We start from the raw sequence: 19,037 nt of genomic DNA on the forward strand, positions 1-19,037 counted from the left end.
CCCCGCGGTCCCCCCCCCCCCCCCCCCCGGGGCGGGGCGGTCGGTCCTGGGCCTTGCCCCGGTACTCGACGGGGCCCTCGCCCGGGAACTGGGCGGTGCCCTCGAAGCGGCTGCCGCCGTCGAAGAACGTGACCGTCCCCTTGCCCTGGTCGCCGCTCCACGTGACGGCCGTGCCGGTCGAGGGGCGCCCGTCCTCGGGCACGACCTCGCCGCGGTTGGCGAGGCGGAGCGACAGCGGCCGGTCCGGCTGCCGGCCGCCGCCTCCGGTGTGGATCTTCGTGCTGGAGGTGGCCATGTCCGTGGCGTCCTTCCGTCCGGACGGGCAGTGCGGGCGGCCGTCGCGCACACGTACGCGCGCCACCGCACCGAACCACCCGCCGGGGTGCGTTCATGGACAAGGGGACGCATCCACGGACCGCCTGCCGGCCGTCTTCCGCCGAGGGCGTGACAGGCCACTACGCGCGTAGATATGCTGATCTGGTGACCATGCTTTCCCGGCCCCCCAGCTCAAGCCCCGCCGCCGCCCCCGGCCTCGCGGACGTCACGGCGTCCGATGCCGCGCTGCGCCGCTTCCTGCACGGTCTGCCCGGCGTCGATGCGGTCGGACTCGAAGCCCGCGCCGCCAGGCTCGGGACGCGTTCGATCAAGACCAGCTCCAAGGCGTTCGCCATCGATCTCGCGATCCGGATGATCGACCTCACCACGCTGGAAGGCGCCGACACCCCGGGCAAGGTCCGCTCGCTCTGCGCCAAGGGCGCCGCGCCCGACCCCACCGACCGCGGGACGCCCGCCGTCGCCGCGATCTGCGTCTACCCCGACCTGGTCGCCACGGCCGTCGAGGCCCTGCGCGGCACGGGCATCAAGGTCGCGTCCGTCGCCACCGCCTTCCCCGCCGGACGCGCCGCCCGCGACGTGAAGCTCGCCGACACCCGCGCGGCGGTCGCCGCCGGGGCGGACGAGATCGACATGGTGATCGACCGGGGCGCGTTCCTCTCCGGCCGCCACCTCGCGGTGTACGAGGAGATCGCCGCCGTCCGCGAGGCGTGCGGCGACGCGCACCTGAAGGTGATCCTGGAGAACGGCGAGCTGGCCACGTACGACGCCATCCGCCGCGCCTCCTGGCTCGCGATGCTGGCGGGCGCCGACTTCATCAAGACCTCCACCGGCAAGGTCGGCGTCAACGCCACCCCGCCCAACACCCTGCTCATGCTGGAGGCGGCCCGCGACTTCCGCGCCGCGACCGGCAGGCAGGTCGGCGTGAAGGCGGCGGGCGGCATCAGGACGGCGAAGCAGGCGATCGCCTACCTGGTGCTGGTGAACGAGTCGGCGGGCGAGGACTGGCTCAGCCCCGACTGGTTCAGGATCGGCGCGTCCAGCCTCCTGAACGATCTGCTGATGCAGCGTCAGAAGCTGCGCACCGGCAGCTACTCCGGCCCCGACTATGTGACGGTGGACTGACACCCCATGAGCACTTTCGAGTACGCGCCCGCGCCCGAGTCGCGGGCCGTCGCGGACGTCCGGCCGTCCCACGGCCTGTTCGTCGGCGGCGAGTTCAGGCCCGCGGCGGACGGGAAGGTCTTCAAGACGGTCTCGCCCGCGAGCGAGGAGGTCCTGTCCGAGGTCGCCTGGGCGGGCGAGGCGGACGTGGACGCGGCGGTCGCGGCGGCGCGCGCGGCGTTCCCCGCGTGGTCGGCGCTGCCGGGCGCCGAGCGCGGCAAGTACCTGTTCCGCATCGCGCGGCTGGTCCAGGAGCGGTCGCGCGAGCTGGCGGTGCTGGAGTCGCTGGACAACGGCAAGCCGATCCGCGAGTCGCGCGACGTCGATCTCCCGCTGGTCGCCGCGCACTTCTTCTACTATGCGGGCTGGGCCGACAAGCTGCGGTACGCGGGCTTCGGCGACGCGCCGCGGCCCCTCGGCGTGGCGGCGCAGGTCATCCCGTGGAACTTCCCGCTGCTGATGCTCGCGTGGAAGATCGCCCCGGCCCTCGCGACGGGCAACACCGTCGTCCTCAAGCCGGCCGAGACGACGCCGCTGACCGCCCTGCGCTTCGCGGAGATCTGCGCGCAGGCCGGGCTGCCCGCCGGTGTCGTCAACATCGTGACGGGCGACGGCGCGACGGGCGCGGCGCTGGTCGCGCACGACGGCGTGGACAAGGTCGCGTTCACCGGCTCGACCGGTGTGGGCCGCGCCATCGCCCGCACGGTCGCCGGGACGCGCAAGAAGGTCACGCTCGAACTCGGCGGCAAGGCCGCGAACATCGTCTTCGACGACGCCCCGCTGGACCAGGCCGTCGAGGGGATCATCGACGGGATCTTCTTCAACCAGGGCCATGTCTGCTGCGCGGGCTCGCGCCTGCTGGTGCAGGAGTCGGTGGCGGAGGAGCTGCTCGACGCGCTCAGGCGCCGCATGGCGACGCTGCGCGTGGGCGACCCGCTGGACAAGAACACCGACATCGGCGCGATCAACTCGGCGGCGCAGCTCGCGCGGATCGAGGAGTTGGCGGCGGCGGGCGAGGCGGAGGGCGCGGAGCGGTGGTCGCCGCCGTGCGAACTGCCGTCCAGCGGCTACTGGTTCGCGCCGACGCTGTTCACCGGCGTGACGCAGGCGCACCGCGTGGCGCGCGAGGAGATCTTCGGCCCGGTGCTGTCCGTCCTCACGTTCCGCACGCCGGACGAGGCGGTCGCCAAGGCCAACAACACGCCGTACGGGCTGTCCGCCGGGATCTGGACGGAGAAGGGCTCGCGCATCCTGTGGATGGCGAACCGGCTGCGGGCGGGCGTCGTCTGGTCCAACACGTTCAACAAGTTCGACCCCACGTCGCCGTTCGGCGGCTACCGGGAGTCCGGTTACGGCCGCGAGGGCGGGCGGCACGGCCTGGAGGCGTATCTCGATGTCTGAGAAGCAGTCGGCGAAGCAGGCCGGGAAGCAGGCGGCGAAGCAGCCCGCGAAGAAGCAGCCGGAGCCGGGGCCCGCGCAGCGTCTGCCCGTGCTGAAGACCCACAAGCTGTCCATCGGGGGCGCGTTCCCCCGCTCCGAGAGCGGACGGGTGTACGAGGTGACGGACGCCGCCGGACGGCAGTGGCTCGCCAACGCGCCGCTGGCGTCGCGCAAGGACGCGCGGAACGCGGTGGTCGCGGCCCGCAAGGCGTTCCCGCGCTGGTCGGGCGCGACCGCCTACAACCGGGGCCAGGTCCTCTACCGCGTCGCGGAGATGCTCCAGGGGCGGCACGGGCAGTTCGCCGCCGAGGTGGCGGACGCCGAGGGGCTGAGCGCGGCGAAGGCGCGGGCCGCCGTGGACGCGGCGATCGACCGCTGGGTCTGGTACGCGGGCTGGACGGACAAGATCGCGCAGGTCGCGGGCGCGGCGAACCCGGTGGCCGGGCCGTACTTCAACCTGTCCACGCCCGAACCGACCGGCGTCGTCGCCGTGTTCGCGCCGCAGGAGTCGTCGCTGCTCGGCCTGGTGTCCGTGCTGGCGCCGGTCCTCGCCACCGGCTGCACGGCCGTCGTGGTCACCGCGGAACGCGCGCCGCTGCCCGCCCTGTCGCTGGCGGAGGTCCTGGCGACCTCGGACGTGCCGGGCGGCGTCGTCAACGTACTGTCGGGCCGGGTCGCCGAGTTGGGGCCGCCGCTGGCCGCGCACGGCGACGTGGACGCGCTCGACCTCACCGGCGCGGGCGCGGAGGCGGCCGCGCTGGAGGCGGAGGCGGCCAGGACGCTGAAGCGCGTACGGCGCCCGCGCGCCGACGAGGACTGGACGGCGGACCCGGACACCGGCCGCCTGCTGTGGCCGCTGGAGACGAAGACCGTCTGGCACCCGATGGGGGCCTAACTCCCCAGCGGAGGGCGGGCGTTCATCCGTTACGGTGAACGCCCGCCGTTCTCCCGGCCGCCCCGCCCCGCGCCCTCCATAGTCGAGGGGCCGGGCCACCCAGGGCCCGGGGACAGGCGGTGCGAGATGACCACGGAAGCGACCAGCGCGGCGGCCGGCAGGGCCGGACTGGTCTTCACCCTCTTCGACGCCAACGGCAACGGCGTCATCGAGGCGGACGACTTCGAACTGATGGGACAGCGCGTCCTCGCGGCGGCCGAGGGCTCGGACGAGGCACGCAAGGCGGCGCTGCTCGCCTCCCTGCGGAACTGGTGGACCACCCTCGCCACCGAGCTGGACGCCGACCAGGACGGCCGGATCGACCCGGCGGAGTTCAACGCCGTCGTCCTCGCGCCCGAGCGTTTCGGCGCCGCGCTGGACGCGTTCGCCGTCGCCCTGTCGGCGCTCGGCGACCCGGACGGCGACGGGCGGATCGAACGGCCGCTGTTCATCGCCCTGATGCGGGCCATCGGCTTCGAGACGCCGAACGTCAACGCGCTCTTCGACGCGTTCGGCCCGGACGACGGCGACCGCATCACGGTGGACGTGTGGGCCGCGGGCATCCGCGACTACTACGACCCCGCGAAGGCGGGCATCCCCGGAGACGCCCTGGTCGGCGACCCGGCCACCTGACCCCGCCCGGACTCCGCCCGCCCCTCGCCAGGGGGGCGGGCGGAGCCGTGCGCCGGGCCCTTCAGAGAGAAATGCGGCGATCCGCCGGAAGCTACGCTCTCGGCATGGACGCCTACACACCGTTGAGCGGGCTGAAGAAGCTGGGCCCATGGAACGCCATGCCGATCACCTGCGCCGACGGCCAGATGAACGTACTGGCGCGACGCGTCGAGGAATCGCGGGAGCGGATCGCGCTCGTGGACGGGGACGACCGCATCGTCGCCGTCGTGGTGTGCCTTCCGGAACTGGAGGACCTGGAGGACGACCTGGCCATCGCGCGGAACACCGTCGCCCGTCTCGAAGGCAAGGAACCCACGCCGCACGAGGAGTTCATGAAGCAACTGGAGGCCGGTGAATGGGCCGAGTGAAGTGGGAGGCGTCCGCCAAACGCTCGTTCGCCCGGCTCCAGAAGGAGGACCACCGAGCAGCGGATTCGCTGCTCGACAGCATCAACCTCCTCCTGGACAACCCGCAACCACCCGGTGCTTCACCCCTACGGTGACGACCAGTTCCGCATGCGGGCCGGCTTCTACCGGGCGCTCTACCGGATCGTGAGCAGGACACCGGTGATCATCGCCGTCGAGCACGTCGGGGTGAGCAACAGACCTTGAGGCATCGGCCCGCTGGTCCCGGATCGGCCCGGCACCGCCGACCGGTCGGCGTCACACGGCGGCGAGTGGACCCGCGACCGGGCTCCCGCCGCCGCGCGGCATCCGGGGACGTCCGCGCCGGTCGTGGCTACGCGCCGGGCGGCGGTGGCGCGCACGCGACGTCGGCGACCGCCGGGGCGTCCGGTGCCCCGCCGGGCGCGGCGGCGTCCTCGCCCAGCTCACGCGCCGCGTGGACGCGCAGCAGCCCGTCGATCCCCCGCAGCAGGGTCTCGCCCGCGACGCCGGGGTCACCGAGGTAGCCCGCGCTCATCGCGCCGTCGCGGAGCATGACGAAGTGCCGCCCGGCGTGAGCGGACTCCGCGGCCGTGATCGCGGCGAACAGCCCGGTCACCGTCCGCAGGAACCACGCCCGGTGCTCGACGACGGCGCGGTGGACGGGGTGCTGCGGGTCGGGGTACTCGGCCGCCGCGTTGAGGAAGGCGCAGCCGCGGTAGCCGGGCGAGCGGATCTGCTCGACCAGGGACGCGCCGATGCCCCGCAGCACGCCGTCGGGCGGCGCGTCCGAGGCCGTCAGGGAGTCGATCTGGGCGCGGATCGCCTGGTCGACGCCGCCGATGTAGGCGACGGCGAGGTCCTCCTTGCCGCGGAAGTGGCGGTAGAAGGTGGCGTTGGTGACGTGCGCCTCGGCGACCAGGCGGTCCACGCCCACCGTGTGGATGCCCTCGGCGTAGAAGAGCTGCCCGGCGGTCCGCAGCAGCCGTTCGCGGGCCGCCGAGACTCGCCCGCCGGGGGCCTTGCCGGGTGCGGATGCCGTGTCGTTCATGGCACCGACCGTAGCAGGTAGAACGGTCTCTCTTGTTTTCGCGCGCGGACTGTGTCACGCTCTCGAAAGGAGAGAGACCGTTCTCTCTCGTCATCCTCGCATCCATGGGAGAACGCCATGACATCCGTCGCCACGACCCAGCACGCCGGCGTCACGCCCGCCCTGCGCAGGCTCTACGCCGTCCGCTTCGTCTTCGCCGCCGCATGGGCGGTGCTCCTGCTCCTGTCCGGCTCGGAACTGACCACCGGCGCCCGCCTGTTGCTGTTCCTCTACCCGGCCTTCGACGTGGCCGCGGCCGTCGTCGACGCCAGGTCGGCGCGTACCGGCCGACCGGTCACGGGCCTGTACGTGAACATCGCCGTCAGCTCGCTCGCCGCCGTCGGCGTCGCGGTCGCCGGAGCCTCGGGAGTCGCCGACGTGCTGCGCGTCTGGGGCGCGTGGGCGATCGTCTCCGGTCTCGTCCAGCTCTTCGTGGGCGTCGCACGCCGCCCGATGGGCGGCCAGTGGGCCATGATCGCCAGCGGCGGCATCTCGGCGCTGGCCGGCGCCTCGTTCATCGGGAGCGCCGCGCAGGACGACCCCTCGCTGACGACCCTCGCCGGGTACGCCCTGCTCGGCGGGATCTTCTTCCTCGTCTCGGCCTTCCGCCTGCCCCGCACGACCGGCGAGGGCTGACCGGCGGCGCTACGCCGTGAAGAAGCCGGCGAGTGCGCGCGCGACCCGTCCGGGCGCGTTCTCCATGGGGATGTGCCCCGCGTCCGGGACGCGCACGAGCGTGGTCTGCGGGATCTCCGAGGCGAACCGCTCGGCGTACCCGACGCTCTGGAAGCCGTCGTCCTCGCCCCAGACCAGCAGCTTGGGCGTCGCGCTCCGCCGCAGCGCGGGAACGGCCTCGCGGGTCCAGCGGTTGTCGGCGGCGCCCGCCAGCGCCATCCAGGAGCGGCGGACCCGCGCGTCGGTCCACGGGTCCAGGTAGTCCGCGACCAGCCGCTCGGTGGCGGCGCCGGCCAGGGCGGCCGTCACCGCTTGCCTGCGGGCGGTGAGGATCTCCTCGGCGGTGGTCGCGGCGACGGTCCCGGGGTCCCGGAACCGGGCCACGCCCGCCACCGGCCAGGAGTCGTAGGTGACCGAGTTGACCAGCGCGAGCCGGGAGACCTCCAGCCGGCCGTGGGCCAGGAGGTGCTGGGCGACGGCACCGCCGATGTCGTGGCCCGCGACCCCGGTCGGCCCGGACAGCCCCAGCGCGGCGGCGAAGCGCGCCACCCAATCGGCGAGGGCGGGGACGGCGGCGGTCGCCAGGGTGAGTTCGCCGCCGGAGCGGCCGAGCCCCGGCAGGTCGACCGCGACGGGGCGCAGTCCCGCGTCGGCGAGACGGTCCAGCACCGGAAGCCAGACCCGGCTCCAGTACGTACCGTGCAGCAGCAGCACGGCCGGTCCGTCCCGCTCGACGGTCAGGTAGCTGGCCGCCTCGCCGCCGACCAGGACCTCGTTCCGCAGCACAGCCGTCTCGGTACCCATCGGTCCACCCTGCCCCGAGCCGGCCTCCCCGCCGAGGGACCGGATGGACACCTTGGAGTACTTTCCCGCCACGCCACTTCACCGAGCGGCGGCCACCGGGGCCGTCCGGCTCAGCCCTGGCGGGTGGAGTGGTAGCGCAGGTGGAGTGCGCGTACCTCGTCGTCCAGCGGTGCGACCGGGCCTTCCACCACCGCTCCCACCAGCCTCACGTCGGTCTCTCCTAGTGCGTGTGGTCATCGACGAATTGGTTGACCCTGCGCGCCTCGTTACCGGCGTTCTTGGGCGTGCCGGAGACGGTGAAGCGCGCCTTGCACGGGCACACGACCGTGAGGCCGGCTTTCCTGGCGCGGTCGAGCACGCTCGCGACATCTCCGCTCTGATGCCGCCCTTTGGAGATCACACGCCGACCGTAGCGACGATCATCGCCTCACCGGCGGGATCGGGGCCCCGTCGCGTATCAGAAGACAATTCGACCGCCGGGGAGCGCGGGTGGACACCGGTGCCGCCGGGGTCGGGAGGCCGTGACCTCTGTCACCCCCGCGTCGGTGCCGTGCGGGCCGGTGGCGGGAACGGGGTCCCGCCGGGTCCGCCGGCCCTGTTCGCCGGGCGGGCGTGGGGCTACAGTCGATCGGCTCCGCCGCCCCGCCGGACGGTGACGGGGCGCCGTCCCCCAGCCCGGCGGACGAGGAGAACACCGTGACCGAGACAGCGGACGCCATGCCGGACGCGGCCAGACGTACCGAGCGCATACGGCGAAGACTTGAGCGGCTGATCGGCATCGCCGCCACCGAGGGCAACCACCTGGACGTGCTGCGCAACGGCGACGAGATCTTCACGGCCATGCTGGACGCCATCAGGTCGGCGGAGCACACCGTGGACATGATGACGTTCGTCTACTGGAAGGGCGAGATCGCGGGCGAGTTCGCCGAGGCCCTGGCCGAACGGGCGGCGGCGGGGCTGCGCGTGCGGCTGCTGCTCGACGGGTTCGGCAGCATGCCCATAGAGAAGGACCAGCTCGACCTGATGGAACGCGCCGGGGTGACCGTCGCGTGGTTCCGCAAGCCGCTGTTGCTGTCGCCGCTCAAGCAGAACCACCGCTGCCACCGGAAGGTCCTCGTCGTGGACGAGGGCACGGCGTTCACCGGCGGCGTGGGCATCGCCGACGAGTGGCGCGGCGACGCGCGGAACGAGAACGAGTGGCGTGACACGCACGTCCGCGTGACCGGGCCCGCCGTGGACGGGATCGCGGCGGCGTTCGCCCAGAACTGGGCCGAGTGCCAGGACGTCCTCTTCGACGAACGCGACCGCTTCCCCGCGCAGCGACAGCCGGGCAGCGCGGTCGTGCAGGTGGTGCGCGGCTCGGCCAGCTTCGGCTGGCAGGACATGCAGACGCTGCTGAAGGTCGTCCTGGAGTCCGCCGAGGAACGCGTGCGGCTGGCCACCGCCTACTTCGCGCCGGACGACTACTTCGCCGAGCTGCTGTGCGCGACGGCCCGGCGCGGCGTCACGGTGGAGATCATCACGCCGGGACCGCACACCGACAAACGCGTGGCGCAGCTCGGCGGCCAGCTCCACTACCGGCAACTGCTGGACTGCGGCGTGCGGATCTTCCAGTACCAGCCGACGATGATGCACGCGAAGATCGCGACGGTGGACGGGGTCGCGGCGCTGATCGGCTCGACCAACGTCAACCGGCGGTCGATGGAGCACGACGAGGAGGTCATGCTCACCGTGCTCGACCAGGAGTTCACGGCCACCCTCGACCGGCACTTCGACGACGACCTGGCGGCGAGCGTGCGTATGGAGGCGGTGCGGTGGCGGCGCAGGGACGCGGCGCAGCGGGCCAAGGAGGCCGTGGTCAGGCCGATCCGCCGGTTCCTGTAGTCCCACGACGCGACGCGGGGCCCGGCCGAACCCCCCGGTCGACCGGACCCCGCGCGCGCCCGAGCGCTTCGGCGCGGCTCACGGCGCCGCTCGCAGTGGCCACGAGGGTCCGCCGGGGGTGTCCAGCCATACGCGCTGTGTCCCGGCCGTCAAGGTGAAGCCGTATCGGTCGGGACCGGGCTCGGCATGCTCGGTGAAGACGCGGTACGCCTCTTCGAGCCGGGACCACAGGGAACGGGGGCCGGTCTCGCTCACGGTCCCACCGGACTGGAGACAGGCGAGCGAGCCATCGGCGGACCACACGCGCGCCGCGGCCGGCTTGCTGTCCTGGCCGAGGTCGTACTGCCAGGTGAGGCCGGGCTCGATGACGCTCACCAGGAACCGGAAGGCGTTGTCCGCGATCGCGGCGACCGGCAGCGCCGTAGGCCGACCCTCGCCGGTGGGGAGATCGGGGCGGCGGGCGGGGATGCCGTCGCCGGCCGTTCGGCGTAGCGGCATGAAGAACGCGCCGCCGGGAAGGAACCGGCCATCGGCTTCGAGACTCCCGGTGCGGCGGATACGCACGAGGGCGTTGCCGAGCGGGGCGACGATCTGCCCGGCGTCGTCACCCGTGCCATCGGCGAGTTGCCGGATCCACTCCACGGGAACGGAGTTGATCCGGCAGGTGGCGATGATCCGGCTGTAGGGCGCGGACTCGGTATGCCCTTGCGCGCCGTCGGCAAGCACGACGCGCGGCGAGTATCCGGCCTGGGCGAGGCGAGCACGGGCGGCATGGACGAGTTCGGGCTCGGTGTCGACCGTCGTCACATGCCGGCTGCCGAGCCGGTGCGACAGCAAGGCTGCGTTGTAGCCCGTTCCGCTGCCGATCTCCAGGACGTTCATCCCCGCACCGTCAGTGACCCGCAAGGCTTCGAGCATGGTGGCCATGAGGGAGGGCTGTGAGCTGGATGAGGTGGCCGCGCCGTCCGTGCGATGGGTGACCAGCGAGCGGTCCTCGTGCACGGCCTCGAACCACTCGGCACGCGTCGTGGCATCGTCGGCCGAGACCTTCCGGCCGGCGTGATCGTAGAAGCAGGGAACGAACAGATGCCGGGGCACACTCTCGAACGCCGCGCGCCATGCGGGGTCGGTCAAGTCGCCCGCCGCCACGAGGGACCGCACGAGCCTGGCGCGGGCCGCATCCGCGTCCGGGGCGGGATCGGTGTTCACGCGGTGCCCTTCTCCAGCAGGTCGGTGATCGCGTGCGTGATGGGCTTGCGGGTCCGGGAGATCCACGCCCAAGTGACGCGGCGCAGCGGGTCAAGGAGGCCGTGGTCAGGCCGATCCGCCGGTTCCTGTAGTCCCACGACGCGACGCGGGGCCCGGCCGAACCCCCCGGTCGACCGGACCCCGCGCGCTCCCCCGTTCCCCCGTGTCCCCCCGTTTCTCCCCCGTTCCCCCCGGTCTCGCCGGGCGGCTCAGGCCACCAGCTCGCCGAACGACTCCTCCTGGTCCTGCCCGAGGCTGAGCGTCCTGTCCTCCCGCAGGCGGCGCAGCGTCCGCCAGATGCTGCTCTTGACCGTGCCGACGCTGATACCCAGCGTGTCGGCGATCTCGGGGTCGGTCCGCCCCTCGTAGTAGCGGAGCACCAGCATCGTCCGCTGCTGCTCGGGCAGCCGCGCGAGGGCCTGCCACAGGACGGCGCGCAGCTCGGTGCCGCGCATGGTGTCCTGCTCGCCCGGCGCCTCGGGCAGCTCCTCGGTCGGGTACTCGTTGAGCTTGCGCCGCCGCCACGCGCTGATGTGGAGGTTGGTCATGGTCCGCCGCAGGTACCCGTTGATCGCGGCCTTGTCGGTGATGCGGTCCCAGGCGCGGTACGTGGACAGCAGCGCGCTCTGGAGCAGGTCCTCCGCCTCGAACCGGTCGCCGGTGAGGTGGTAGGCCGTGGCGTAGAGGGAGGCGCGGCGTTCACGGACGTACGCCGTGAACTCCGCCTCCACCCCCTCGCGCCGCGCGGCCCCCGCCGCGCAGCGCACCTCCCCCGTGCGTCCGTCCACCGCACTCAGGTGGGACGGGCGCTGCTGCCCGGCACCGCGCCGGCCCCCCAGCCGGCCCGCGGTCCCGGACTTCTCCCCGTGCCGGACGGGAACCACCCCGGCGGGTCCGTGCGTCCCCTTCACTGCCGAGCCGGTGTGATGCGTCACGCTCATCCCGCTCCCCCCTCGTCCGTTCCTCGTCCGGTTCCTGCTGCGCACTACAGTGCCGGGCCAGTTTCATGGGGGAGTCCCCCGTCTGTCACAGCGGTGTCACAGGGGCTGTGCGCCGATGCGCCCGCCGGGCGCCGGGAGGTGGGCCCGGACGGACAGTCGTACTCCGCCCGGTCCATAGGACACAATGACCGGCGTGGCTTTCCTGTTGCTGATCGAGGACGACGAGGCGGTTCGGACAGCCCTGGAGATGAGCCTGACTCGCCAGGGGCACCGGGTGGTGACCGCGCCCACGGGCGAGGACGGGCTGAAGCTGCTCCGCGAGCAGCGTCCCGATCTGATCGTCCTGGACGTGATGCTGCCCGGTATCGACGGTTTCGAGGTCTGCCGGCGAATCCGCCGGACCGATCAGCTGCCGATCATCCTGCTGACGGCGCGCAGTGACGACATCGACGTGGTGGTCGGCCTGGAGTCCGGCGCCGACGACTACGTGGTGAAGCCCGTGCAGGGCCGCGTGCTGGACGCCCGCATCCGCGCGGTGATGCGCCGCGGCGAGCGCGAGTCGAACGACTCCGCCACGTTCGGCTCGATCGTGATCGACCGCGCCGCCATGACCGTCACCAAGAACGGCACGGACCTCCAGCTCACCCCCACCGAGCTGCGCCTCCTCCTCGAACTGAGCCGCCGCCCCGGCCAGGCGCTCTCCCGCCAGCAGCTGCTGCGCCTCGTCTGGGAGCACGACTACCTCGGCGACTCCCGGCTCGTGGACGCCTGCGTCCAGCGGCTGCGCGCGAAGGTCGAGGACGTCCCCTCGTCGCCCAAGCTGATCCGCACCGTCCGCGGTGTCGGCTACCGCCTGGACGCCCCTTCGTGACGCACGACACCGGAGTACGGGGACGGCTGCGCGCGCTGCTGCGGCTCACCAGCCTGCGGCTGCGGCTGGTGACGGTGTTCGCACTGGTCGCCCTCGTCGCGGCGGTGTCCGTCTCCGGGATCGCGTACTGGCTGAACCGGGACGCCGTCGTCACCCGCGCGCAGAACTCGGCGCTCGGCGAGTTCCGCAAGTCGCTCGGCGACAACGCGGGCACGCTCCCCGACGAGGCCACCTGCGACGACCTGCGCGGCATGGCCGCCGCCGTCGCCAACAACACCCTGGGCTTCGAGGTCGTCCTCGTGGAGGAACGCGCCGGGCTCCCGGACTGCGCCGCCGAGTCCGACCCCGCCGTCTTCAGCGCCTCGATGGTGCCCGACTCGCTGCGCGAGGCCGTACGGCAGCGGCGCTACGACGACGACTCCGGCGCCCCGTTCCACATGTACTGGCAGCGGATCTCCCTGGACGGCCACCCCTATCTCATCGGCGGCACCCGCGTCCTGGGCAACGGGCCGACCGGCTACATGCTCGCGTCCCTCGCCCCGGAGAGCGACGACCTGCGGTCCCTCGCGTGGTCGCTCGGCGTGGCCACCGCCCTGGCCGTCATCGGCTCGGTGCTGCTGGCGCAGGGGGCGGCCCGCACGGTGCTGCGGCCCGTGCAGCGGCTGTCCGACGCGGCGCACCGACTGGGCCAGGGCAAGCTGGACACCCGCCTCGAAGTGCGCGGCGCCGACGAGCTGGCCGAGCTGACCCGTACGTTCAACGACGCCGCCGCCTCGCTGGAGGCGCGCGTGGCCGAGCTGAGCGAACGGGAGGCGGCCAGCCGCCGGTTCGTCGCCGACATGTCGCACGAGCTGCGCACCCCGATGACCGCCATCACCGCCATGACGGAGGTGCTGGAGGAAGAGGTGGACAGCCTCGACCCGATGATCGCGCCCGCCGTGCAGCTCGTCGTCAGCGAGACGCGGCGGCTCAACGACCTGGTGGAGAACCTGATGGAGGTGACCCGCTTCGACGCGGGGACGGCCCGGATGGTGCTGGACGACGTGGACATCGCCGACCAGGTGACCGCCTGCGTCGACGCCCGCGCCTGGCTGGACGCGGTGGAGCTGGACGCGCCGCGCCACGTCATCGCCCGCCTCGACCCGCGCCGCCTCGACGTGATCCTGGCCAACCTCATCGGGAACGCGCTCAAGCACGGCGGCTCGCCGGTGCGCGTCCAGCTGCGTGAGGAGACCGGCCCCGCCGGGGACGAGGTGGTGATCCGGGTGGCGGACCGCGGCCCCGGCATCCCGGCCGAGGTGCTGCCGCACGTCTTCGACCGGTTCTACAAGGCCAGCGCGTCCCGGCCGCGCTCGGACGGCAGCGGGCTCGGCCTGTCCATCGCGCTGGAGAACGCGCACCTGCACGGCGGCGACATCACCGCGCGCAACGCGCCGGGCGGGGGCGCCGAGTTCACCCTGCGGCTGCCCAAGCGCGGGCAGCCCGAGGAGGCGGAGGAGCCGGAGGCGGGCGAGGACGCCGTGGAGATCCCCCGCGGCCGCACCGCCCCCGGCGGGGGCGACAGCGGCGGCGCGCGGACGCCGGGCGGCGGCGCCGCGGACGGCGGTGCTGCCGGATGATCCGCCGCCTCGCGACGGGCCTCGGCGTGGCCCTGCTGCTCGCCGCCACCACCGCCTGCGGCATACGCCCGACCGACGTCCCCGTGGACGCGGGCCCGGCGCCGACCCGTGCCACCTGCGACGCGCCGCCCGACGACACCGACCGGGCGAGCCAGGTCTTCCTCGTCTGCGGCTCGCACGTGAACCCGGTGGAGCGCCCCCTCACCCTCGCCCACCCCGGCGCGCAGAGCGGCGTGAAGATAGCCACCGCGCTCCTCACCGAACTCCAGAGCGCCCCTGGAAAGGACGAGCGGGACGCCGGGTTCACCAGCGAGGTGCCGACGGACCTGCGCGTCACCGGCCCGGTCGGCGGCGACCCGGCCGGAACCCTGCGGCTGAGCAGGCGCCCCAGCGCGCTCCCCGCGACCGCCCTCGTGCAGATCATCTGCACCTTCGCCGCCAACGAGTCGCTGGGCGACGGCAGGTCCGTCACCCTCGCGGGCCCCTCCCACACCGAGAAGGACCGCCCGAAGACGTACGCCTGCTCCACCGCGACCCGCGCCAGCCCCGAGGACGCCCGCGACAGCATCCGGCGGCGGGCTTACGCCCCGTAAGACGTACGTCACACAGCCCGCGCGGAACCGCGGGGGACACCCTCCGCGTCCTGGTGTCCGTGCAGCCTCAAACCGCGGGCTCCACCGGGTCCGCCGCAGGTCGGCGCGTCCGGCTGACAGCCCTCACCCTCGTGGCCCTCCACCTCTCCCTCGTGAGCTGGCTGGCCCTGCGCCCCCTCAGCGTCGTGTGGGTCGCACCCGGCAACATGCAGCCGTTCGCCACCATCTCCGCCGACCTCGGGCGCGGCCCCCTGGAGGCCCTCGGCGTGATCGGCGGCGCGATGCTGAGGCTCGCACCGCTCGGCGTACTGCTCCCCCTGCTCGGCCGCGACCTCGGCGGCTCGCGCTTCACTTCCTTCGGCCGCACGGTCTTCGCGGGCGTGATGGTCTCGCTGGCGCTGGAGTACTGCCAGTCGGTGGTGCCGAGCCGTGTCGCCGACATCGACTCGGTGATCCTGGACTCGGCGGGCATCGCCCTGACGCACCAGCTCACCTACGGGACGCTGCGCCGCCTGCGCCGTGCCTGGCACGACGCGCCGCCGCTCCCGCCGCTCGTCCGGGAGACGCGCGAGCCCTCCCCCGGACGCGCCGACATGTGGACGGCCCGCCGCGTGGCGGCGGTGCCGCGCCCGGCCCCCCTGCCCGCCGAACACGACACCCTCGTCCTCAGCCGCCTGCACGCCTGACGGGTGGGGCGGGGCGTCGCCGGGTCCACAGGGCCAGTCGCCGCCGCGGGAGGTGTCCTTGCCAGATCAGGTCGAGCACCGTCGGCGCGGCCATGCCGGCGCCGGTCTCCGCCGCCTCCCGGGTCGCCGAGGGGCCGCAGCGGCGCACTTTCCGCACCTGTGCACGGCGTCGTTCCCGCGTACGCGAAAGGGCCGGTCCCGTCCGGGTGGACGGGACCGGCCCTCGCAAGCGGCGACGGTGTCAGCGGGCGATCGAGACGCCGTCGAGCACCTGGCTCGTGGGGATGCCCAGGGAGTCGGCCGGGTTGACGGGCAGGCCGCCGAGCAGTTCGGTCGCCTGGCCCAGCGGGCTGGCGGCCTGGGTGGCCGACAGGGTGTGGTGGGCGGTGGTGACGGCGTCGGTCTTGCCGGTGAGCATGCCCGCGCCGGCCTCGACGACCTCGCCGCTCTCACCCGGCAGGGTGCGCGCCACGTCGTGCGCGGGGAGCGTGCGGACGACGCCGCCCGCCGTCTCGGAGACGCCGTCGAGCGGCGCGACGGCGGCGGCGGAACCGGCGCCGACGGCGGCGAAGGCGGCACCGAGGGCGACAGCGCCGAGCGTCTTCTTCGTTGACTGCTTCATCAGTGATTCGTCCTTGCGTGGGGTTTCGCGTGGGGTTTCGAGCGGCGAGGTGGACGGTAGCCAGAGCGGCGCCCGCACCGCAATGAATCGAAATGCGCGCGGCGTCCCCTTGCGCACCGCCGCCCCGCCGTGCCCACCGCGATTCCCGCGCCCCGCCCCGCACGGCATCCGCACTGGTCAGGACGGCAGCGGCCCCCGTTGCCCAAACAGCCATTCGGAGCGGAGCGCGGCATAGCCGGGCTTGATGACGTCATTGATCATGGCGAGACGTTCATCGAAAGGAATGAACGCGGATTTCATCGCATTGACCGTGAACCACTGGAGGTCGTCCAGCGTGTAACGGAATGTCCGGACCAGATGGGTGAATTCGGCGGTCATACTGGTGCCGCTCATGAGGCGGTTGTCCGTGTTGACGGTCGCGCGGAAGCGCAGCCGCCGCAGCAGCCCGATCGGGTGCTCGGCGTACGAGTCGGCCGCGCCCGTCTGGAGGTTGGACGTGGGGCACAGCTCCAGCGGGACGCGCTTGTCCCGGACGTAGCCCGCGAGGCGGCCCAGCTTCACCGAGCCGTCGTCGGCGACCTGGATGTCGTCGATGATCCGCACGCCGTGCCCGAGCCGGTCGGCGCCGCACCACTGGAGCGCCTGCCAGATCGACGGCAGGCCGAACGCCTCGCCCGCGTGGATGGTGAAGTGGTTGTTCTCCCGCTTGAGGTACTCGAAGGCGTCCAGGTGCCTGGTGGGCGGGAAACCGGCCTCGGCGCCCGCGATGTCGAAGCCGACGACGCCCAGATCCCGGTGGCGGTTGGCCAGTTCGGCGATCTCCAGGGAACGGGCCGCGTGCCGCATCGCGGTCAGCAGCGCGCCCGCGCGGATGCGGCGCCCCGCCTCGGCGGCGCGCCGCTCCCCCAGCCGTAGTCCCTCGTTGACGGCCTCCACCACCTCGTCGAGGCTCAGCCCGGCGGTGAGGTGCTGCTCCGGCGCGTAGCGGATCTCCGCGTACACCACGCCGTCCGCCGCCAGGTCCTCGACGCACTCGGCGGCGACGCGGACCAGCGCGTCCGCGGTCTGCATGACGGCGGTGGTGTGGGAGAACGTCTCCAGGTAGCGGACCAGGGAGCCGGAATCGGCGGACTCGCGGAACCAGTGGCCGAGGCGCTCGGGGTCGGTCTGGGGCAGCGCGTCGTAGCCCTGGGCGTCGGCGATTTCGACGATGGTGGCGGGGCGCAGGCCGCCGTCGAGGTGGTCGTGGAGCAGCACCTTGGGGGCGCGCAGGATCTGCTCGGGCGCCGGGGGTGTCTCAGCAGGTGTCGTCACGCCGCGAACTCTAACGCCTACGCGCGTAGAGAGGGCCCCCTCCGAGCACCGCGACGGCGAGGGCGGCCAGGGCGCACCCGGCCCCGAGGAGGCTCGACGCGGTCCAGCCGCCCGCGGTGTACGCGACGGTGGTCGCCGCCGCGCCGAGGGCGGAGCCGAGGGAGTAGAAGACCATGTGCCCGCCGATGACGCCGCCGGCGCGGTCGGGGTGGGCCGCGGTCAGGGTGTGCTGGTTGCCCACGTGGACGGCCTGGACGGCGAAGTCGAGGACGACCACCCCGGCGGCCAGGAGCCACAGTGACCTGGACAGCTGGGCGATCGCGAGCCAGGAGGCGGCGAGCAGCGCGAGCGCGAGGACGGTGACCCGGTCCGCCTTTCCCGCGTCCGCCCACCGTCCGGCGCGCGCCGCGCCGAGCGCTCCGGCGAGGCCGGCGAGGCCGAAGAGCCCGGTCCCCGCCTCGCTCAGGTGCCATGGCGCGCCGGAGAGCGGCAGCGCCATGCCGCTCCACAGGACGCCGAAGGAGGCGAAGAGGAAGAGGGCGACGAGGCCGCGCGCGAGGAAGAGGCGTTCGCGGAACAGCCCGGCGAGCGAGGCGAGGGCGCGCCCGTACGTCTGCCGGGACCGCGCGGCGGCGGGCAGCGCGGCGGGGACGAGCGCGGCGAGCGCCAGCGCGAGCACGGCCAGGACGGCGTAGACGCTCCGCCAGCCCCACTCCTCGGCGAGCCGCCCGGCGAGCACCCGGCCGCCGAGGATGCCGACGACCACGCCGGAGGTGACGGCGCCGATGTTCCGGCCGCGTTCGTCCGGCGGGGAGAGCGACGCGGCGCAGGCGACGGCGATCTGCACCACCACCGCGAACAGCCCGGCGACGGCGAGCCCGGCGAACGCGGCCCACGCCGCGGGGGCGGCGGCGGTCAGGCCCGTTCCGGCGGCGGTCAGCACGAGGTGCGCGGAGATCAGCCAGCGCCGGTCGGCGACATCGCCGAGGGGCACGAGCAGCACGAGCCCGGCCAGGTAGCCGAGCTGACCGGCCGCCACGAACCAGCCGGTGAGCCGCTCCGGGACGCCGAGGTCGTGGCCCATCGGCCCCAGCACCGGCTGCGCGGCGTAGACGCCCGCCACCGCGACCCCGCAGACGACCGCGAGCAGCAGCCTCCGACCCGTACCCATACCGCGGCCCCCATCAGTAGCACTCTTCGGATCAGTAGCATTTTGCAACCGTTCGGAGGCTACGCCACAATGGTTTCGATCCGCAACCGATCTGGAGGTGTCATGCCGCCCACCGCGCACGCGCCCGACACGGGCTGGACCGACCCGGAGTGCCCCGTCGCCCGGACGCTCGACCTCGTCGGCGACCGGTGGAGCCTGCTCGTCGTCCGCGACGCGATGGACGGGGCGCGCTCGTTCACCGAGTTCCAGCGCCGCACCGGCATCGCGCGCAACATCCTCACCGACCGGCTCCGCAGACTGACGGCCCACGGCGTCATCGCCCGGCGCACCGCCCCGTCCGGGCGCCGCCAGGAGTACGTGCTCACGGACGCGGGCCGCGACCTCTTTCCCGTCGTCCTGACGCTGCGGCAGTGGGGGGAGCGGCACGCGTTCGCGCCGGGCGAGGCGCGCTCGGCGCTCGTGGACCGGGACGGGGTGCCGGTGCCGGGTCTTGTGGCCACCGGCGCGGACGGCGCGGTGGTGGACGCGGACAGCACGCGCGTGCGGAAGGCGGGCTGAGCGGCGCGCCACGGCCCCGGGACCGCCGTGGTCGC

At 73.5% G+C, this 19,037-nt stretch carries 23 protein-coding genes; 13 read left to right on the forward strand and 10 right to left on the reverse strand.

What is annotated here, in order from left to right:
* The coding region (locus ACL02R_RS20890) for a hypothetical protein (RefSeq protein WP_412798486.1) at positions 1-295 on the reverse strand (295 nt) is incomplete at its 3' end.
* Between the two features lie 191 nt (positions 296-486).
* Here ACL02R_RS20890 and deoC point away from each other — a divergent pair.
* The 6 genes from deoC (at position 487) to ACL02R_RS20920 (ending at position 5,154) form a co-directional block, all read left to right on the forward strand.
* Positions 487-1,458: a deoxyribose-phosphate aldolase gene (gene deoC, locus ACL02R_RS20895; RefSeq protein ID WP_412798561.1), complete on the forward strand. Its 972-nt coding sequence runs from the start codon at positions 487-489 to the stop codon at positions 1,456-1,458.
* A gap of 6 nt (positions 1,459-1,464) precedes the next feature.
* Entirely contained in the window at positions 1,465-2,898 is a 1,434-nt protein-coding gene (locus ACL02R_RS20900) for an aldehyde dehydrogenase family protein (protein ID WP_412798487.1), read from the forward strand.
* The gene (locus ACL02R_RS20905) at positions 2,891-3,832 is read left to right on the forward strand and encodes an aldehyde dehydrogenase family protein (protein ID WP_412798488.1); all 942 of its coding nucleotides are present in this window, start codon (positions 2,891-2,893) and stop codon (positions 3,830-3,832) included. The genes ACL02R_RS20900 and ACL02R_RS20905 overlap by 8 nt, the downstream gene beginning before the upstream one ends.
* A gap of 126 nt (positions 3,833-3,958) precedes the next feature.
* Positions 3,959-4,504 (forward strand): EF-hand domain-containing protein, encoded by a 546-nt coding sequence (locus ACL02R_RS20910; protein WP_412798489.1) that lies wholly within the window; start codon positions 3,959-3,961, stop codon positions 4,502-4,504.
* Between the two features lie 104 nt (positions 4,505-4,608).
* Positions 4,609-4,911, forward strand: coding sequence for a hypothetical protein (locus ACL02R_RS20915; protein WP_412798490.1), 303 nt, complete (start codon positions 4,609-4,611; stop codon positions 4,909-4,911).
* Positions 4,912-5,025: 114 nt separating this feature from the next.
* Positions 5,026-5,154 (forward strand): hypothetical protein, encoded by a 129-nt coding sequence (locus ACL02R_RS20920; protein ID WP_412798491.1) that lies wholly within the window; start codon positions 5,026-5,028, stop codon positions 5,152-5,154.
* A 127-nt stretch (positions 5,155-5,281) separates the two neighbouring features.
* Here the strand turns inward: ACL02R_RS20920 and ACL02R_RS20925 are convergent, their stop codons facing one another.
* A complete protein-coding gene (locus ACL02R_RS20925; RefSeq protein WP_412798492.1) occupies positions 5,282-5,977 on the reverse strand; it encodes a TetR/AcrR family transcriptional regulator in 696 nt (231 codons plus the stop codon).
* Positions 5,978-6,094: 117 nt separating this feature from the next.
* On the opposite strand from ACL02R_RS20925, the gene ACL02R_RS20930 reads away from it, so the two are divergent.
* Positions 6,095-6,652: a hypothetical protein gene (locus tag ACL02R_RS20930; RefSeq protein WP_412798493.1), complete on the forward strand. Its 558-nt coding sequence runs from the start codon at positions 6,095-6,097 to the stop codon at positions 6,650-6,652.
* Positions 6,653-6,661: 9 nt separating this feature from the next.
* Here the strand turns inward: ACL02R_RS20930 and ACL02R_RS20935 are convergent, their stop codons facing one another.
* Both ACL02R_RS20935 and ACL02R_RS20940 read right to left on the reverse strand, forming a co-directional pair.
* Positions 6,662-7,495 carry an alpha/beta fold hydrolase gene (locus ACL02R_RS20935; RefSeq protein WP_412798494.1) on the reverse strand — a complete coding sequence of 278 codons (834 nt, stop codon included), beginning with the start codon at positions 7,493-7,495 and terminating at the stop codon, positions 6,662-6,664.
* A 220-nt stretch (positions 7,496-7,715) separates the two neighbouring features.
* On the reverse strand, positions 7,716-7,895 hold the full coding sequence (locus ACL02R_RS20940) for a hypothetical protein (protein ID WP_412798495.1): 180 nt from the start codon (positions 7,893-7,895) through the stop codon (positions 7,716-7,718).
* A gap of 317 nt (positions 7,896-8,212) precedes the next feature.
* Between ACL02R_RS20940 and ACL02R_RS20945 the strand changes: the two genes are divergently transcribed.
* Entirely contained in the window at positions 8,213-9,379 is a 1,167-nt protein-coding gene (locus ACL02R_RS20945; protein ID WP_412798562.1) for a phospholipase D-like domain-containing protein, read from the forward strand.
* Between the two features lie 78 nt (positions 9,380-9,457).
* Here ACL02R_RS20945 and ACL02R_RS20950 read toward each other — a convergent pair whose 3' ends face one another.
* The 3 genes from ACL02R_RS20950 to ACL02R_RS20960 all read right to left on the reverse strand — a co-directional run bounded on the left by ACL02R_RS20950 (position 9,458) and on the right by ACL02R_RS20960 (position 11,568).
* Positions 9,458-10,588, reverse strand: a complete 1,131-nt coding sequence (locus ACL02R_RS20950; protein WP_412798496.1) for a methyltransferase domain-containing protein — start codon at positions 10,586-10,588, stop codon at positions 9,458-9,460.
* Entirely contained in the window at positions 10,585-10,725 is a 141-nt protein-coding gene (locus ACL02R_RS20955) for a hypothetical protein (protein WP_412798497.1), read from the reverse strand. Before ACL02R_RS20955 ends, ACL02R_RS20950 begins: the two co-directional genes overlap by 4 nt.
* Positions 10,726-10,836: 111 nt before the next feature.
* Complete coding sequence (locus tag ACL02R_RS20960) at positions 10,837-11,568, reverse strand: SigE family RNA polymerase sigma factor (RefSeq protein ID WP_412798498.1); 732 nt, start codon at positions 11,566-11,568, stop codon at positions 10,837-10,839.
* Positions 11,569-11,761: 193 nt separating this feature from the next.
* Between ACL02R_RS20960 and ACL02R_RS20965 the strand changes: the two genes are divergently transcribed.
* From ACL02R_RS20965 to ACL02R_RS20980, 4 genes are read left to right on the forward strand one after another with little or no spacing between them, the layout of a single operon-like run.
* On the forward strand, positions 11,762-12,439 hold the full coding sequence (locus ACL02R_RS20965) for a response regulator transcription factor (protein ID WP_362967812.1): 678 nt from the start codon (positions 11,762-11,764) through the stop codon (positions 12,437-12,439).
* Positions 12,436-14,058, forward strand: a complete 1,623-nt coding sequence (locus tag ACL02R_RS20970) for an ATP-binding protein (protein ID WP_412798499.1) — start codon at positions 12,436-12,438, stop codon at positions 14,056-14,058. The genes ACL02R_RS20965 and ACL02R_RS20970 overlap by 4 nt, the downstream gene beginning before the upstream one ends.
* Entirely contained in the window at positions 14,055-14,651 is a 597-nt protein-coding gene (locus tag ACL02R_RS20975) for a hypothetical protein (RefSeq protein ID WP_412798500.1), read from the forward strand. The genes ACL02R_RS20970 and ACL02R_RS20975 overlap by 4 nt, the downstream gene beginning before the upstream one ends.
* 59 nt (positions 14,652-14,710) lie before the next feature.
* Positions 14,711-15,337, forward strand: a complete 627-nt coding sequence (locus ACL02R_RS20980) for a VanZ family protein (RefSeq protein WP_412798501.1) — start codon at positions 14,711-14,713, stop codon at positions 15,335-15,337.
* Between the two features lie 241 nt (positions 15,338-15,578).
* Here ACL02R_RS20980 and ACL02R_RS20985 read toward each other — a convergent pair whose 3' ends face one another.
* The 3 genes from ACL02R_RS20985 to ACL02R_RS20995 form a co-directional block, all read right to left on the reverse strand.
* Positions 15,579-15,959, reverse strand: a complete 381-nt coding sequence (locus tag ACL02R_RS20985; RefSeq protein ID WP_412798502.1) for an ATP-binding protein — start codon at positions 15,957-15,959, stop codon at positions 15,579-15,581.
* Positions 15,960-16,136: 177 nt separating this feature from the next.
* A complete protein-coding gene (locus tag ACL02R_RS20990; protein ID WP_412798503.1) occupies positions 16,137-17,273 on the reverse strand; it encodes an adenosine deaminase in 1,137 nt (378 codons plus the stop codon).
* Between the two features lie 10 nt (positions 17,274-17,283).
* On the reverse strand, positions 17,284-18,444 hold the full coding sequence (locus tag ACL02R_RS20995) for an MFS transporter (RefSeq protein ID WP_412798504.1): 1,161 nt from the start codon (positions 18,442-18,444) through the stop codon (positions 17,284-17,286).
* A 102-nt stretch (positions 18,445-18,546) separates the two neighbouring features.
* Between ACL02R_RS20995 and ACL02R_RS21000 the strand changes: the two genes are divergently transcribed.
* Positions 18,547-19,002 carry a winged helix-turn-helix transcriptional regulator gene (locus ACL02R_RS21000; RefSeq protein WP_412798505.1) on the forward strand — a complete coding sequence of 152 codons (456 nt, stop codon included), beginning with the start codon at positions 18,547-18,549 and terminating at the stop codon, positions 19,000-19,002.
* The last annotated feature ends 35 nt before the right edge of the window (positions 19,003-19,037 follow it).

Origin of the sequence: Streptomyces sp. MS19 (genome assembly GCF_047200595.1) — a bacterium.
GTDB lineage: Bacteria > Actinomycetota > Actinomycetes > Streptomycetales > Streptomycetaceae > Streptomyces.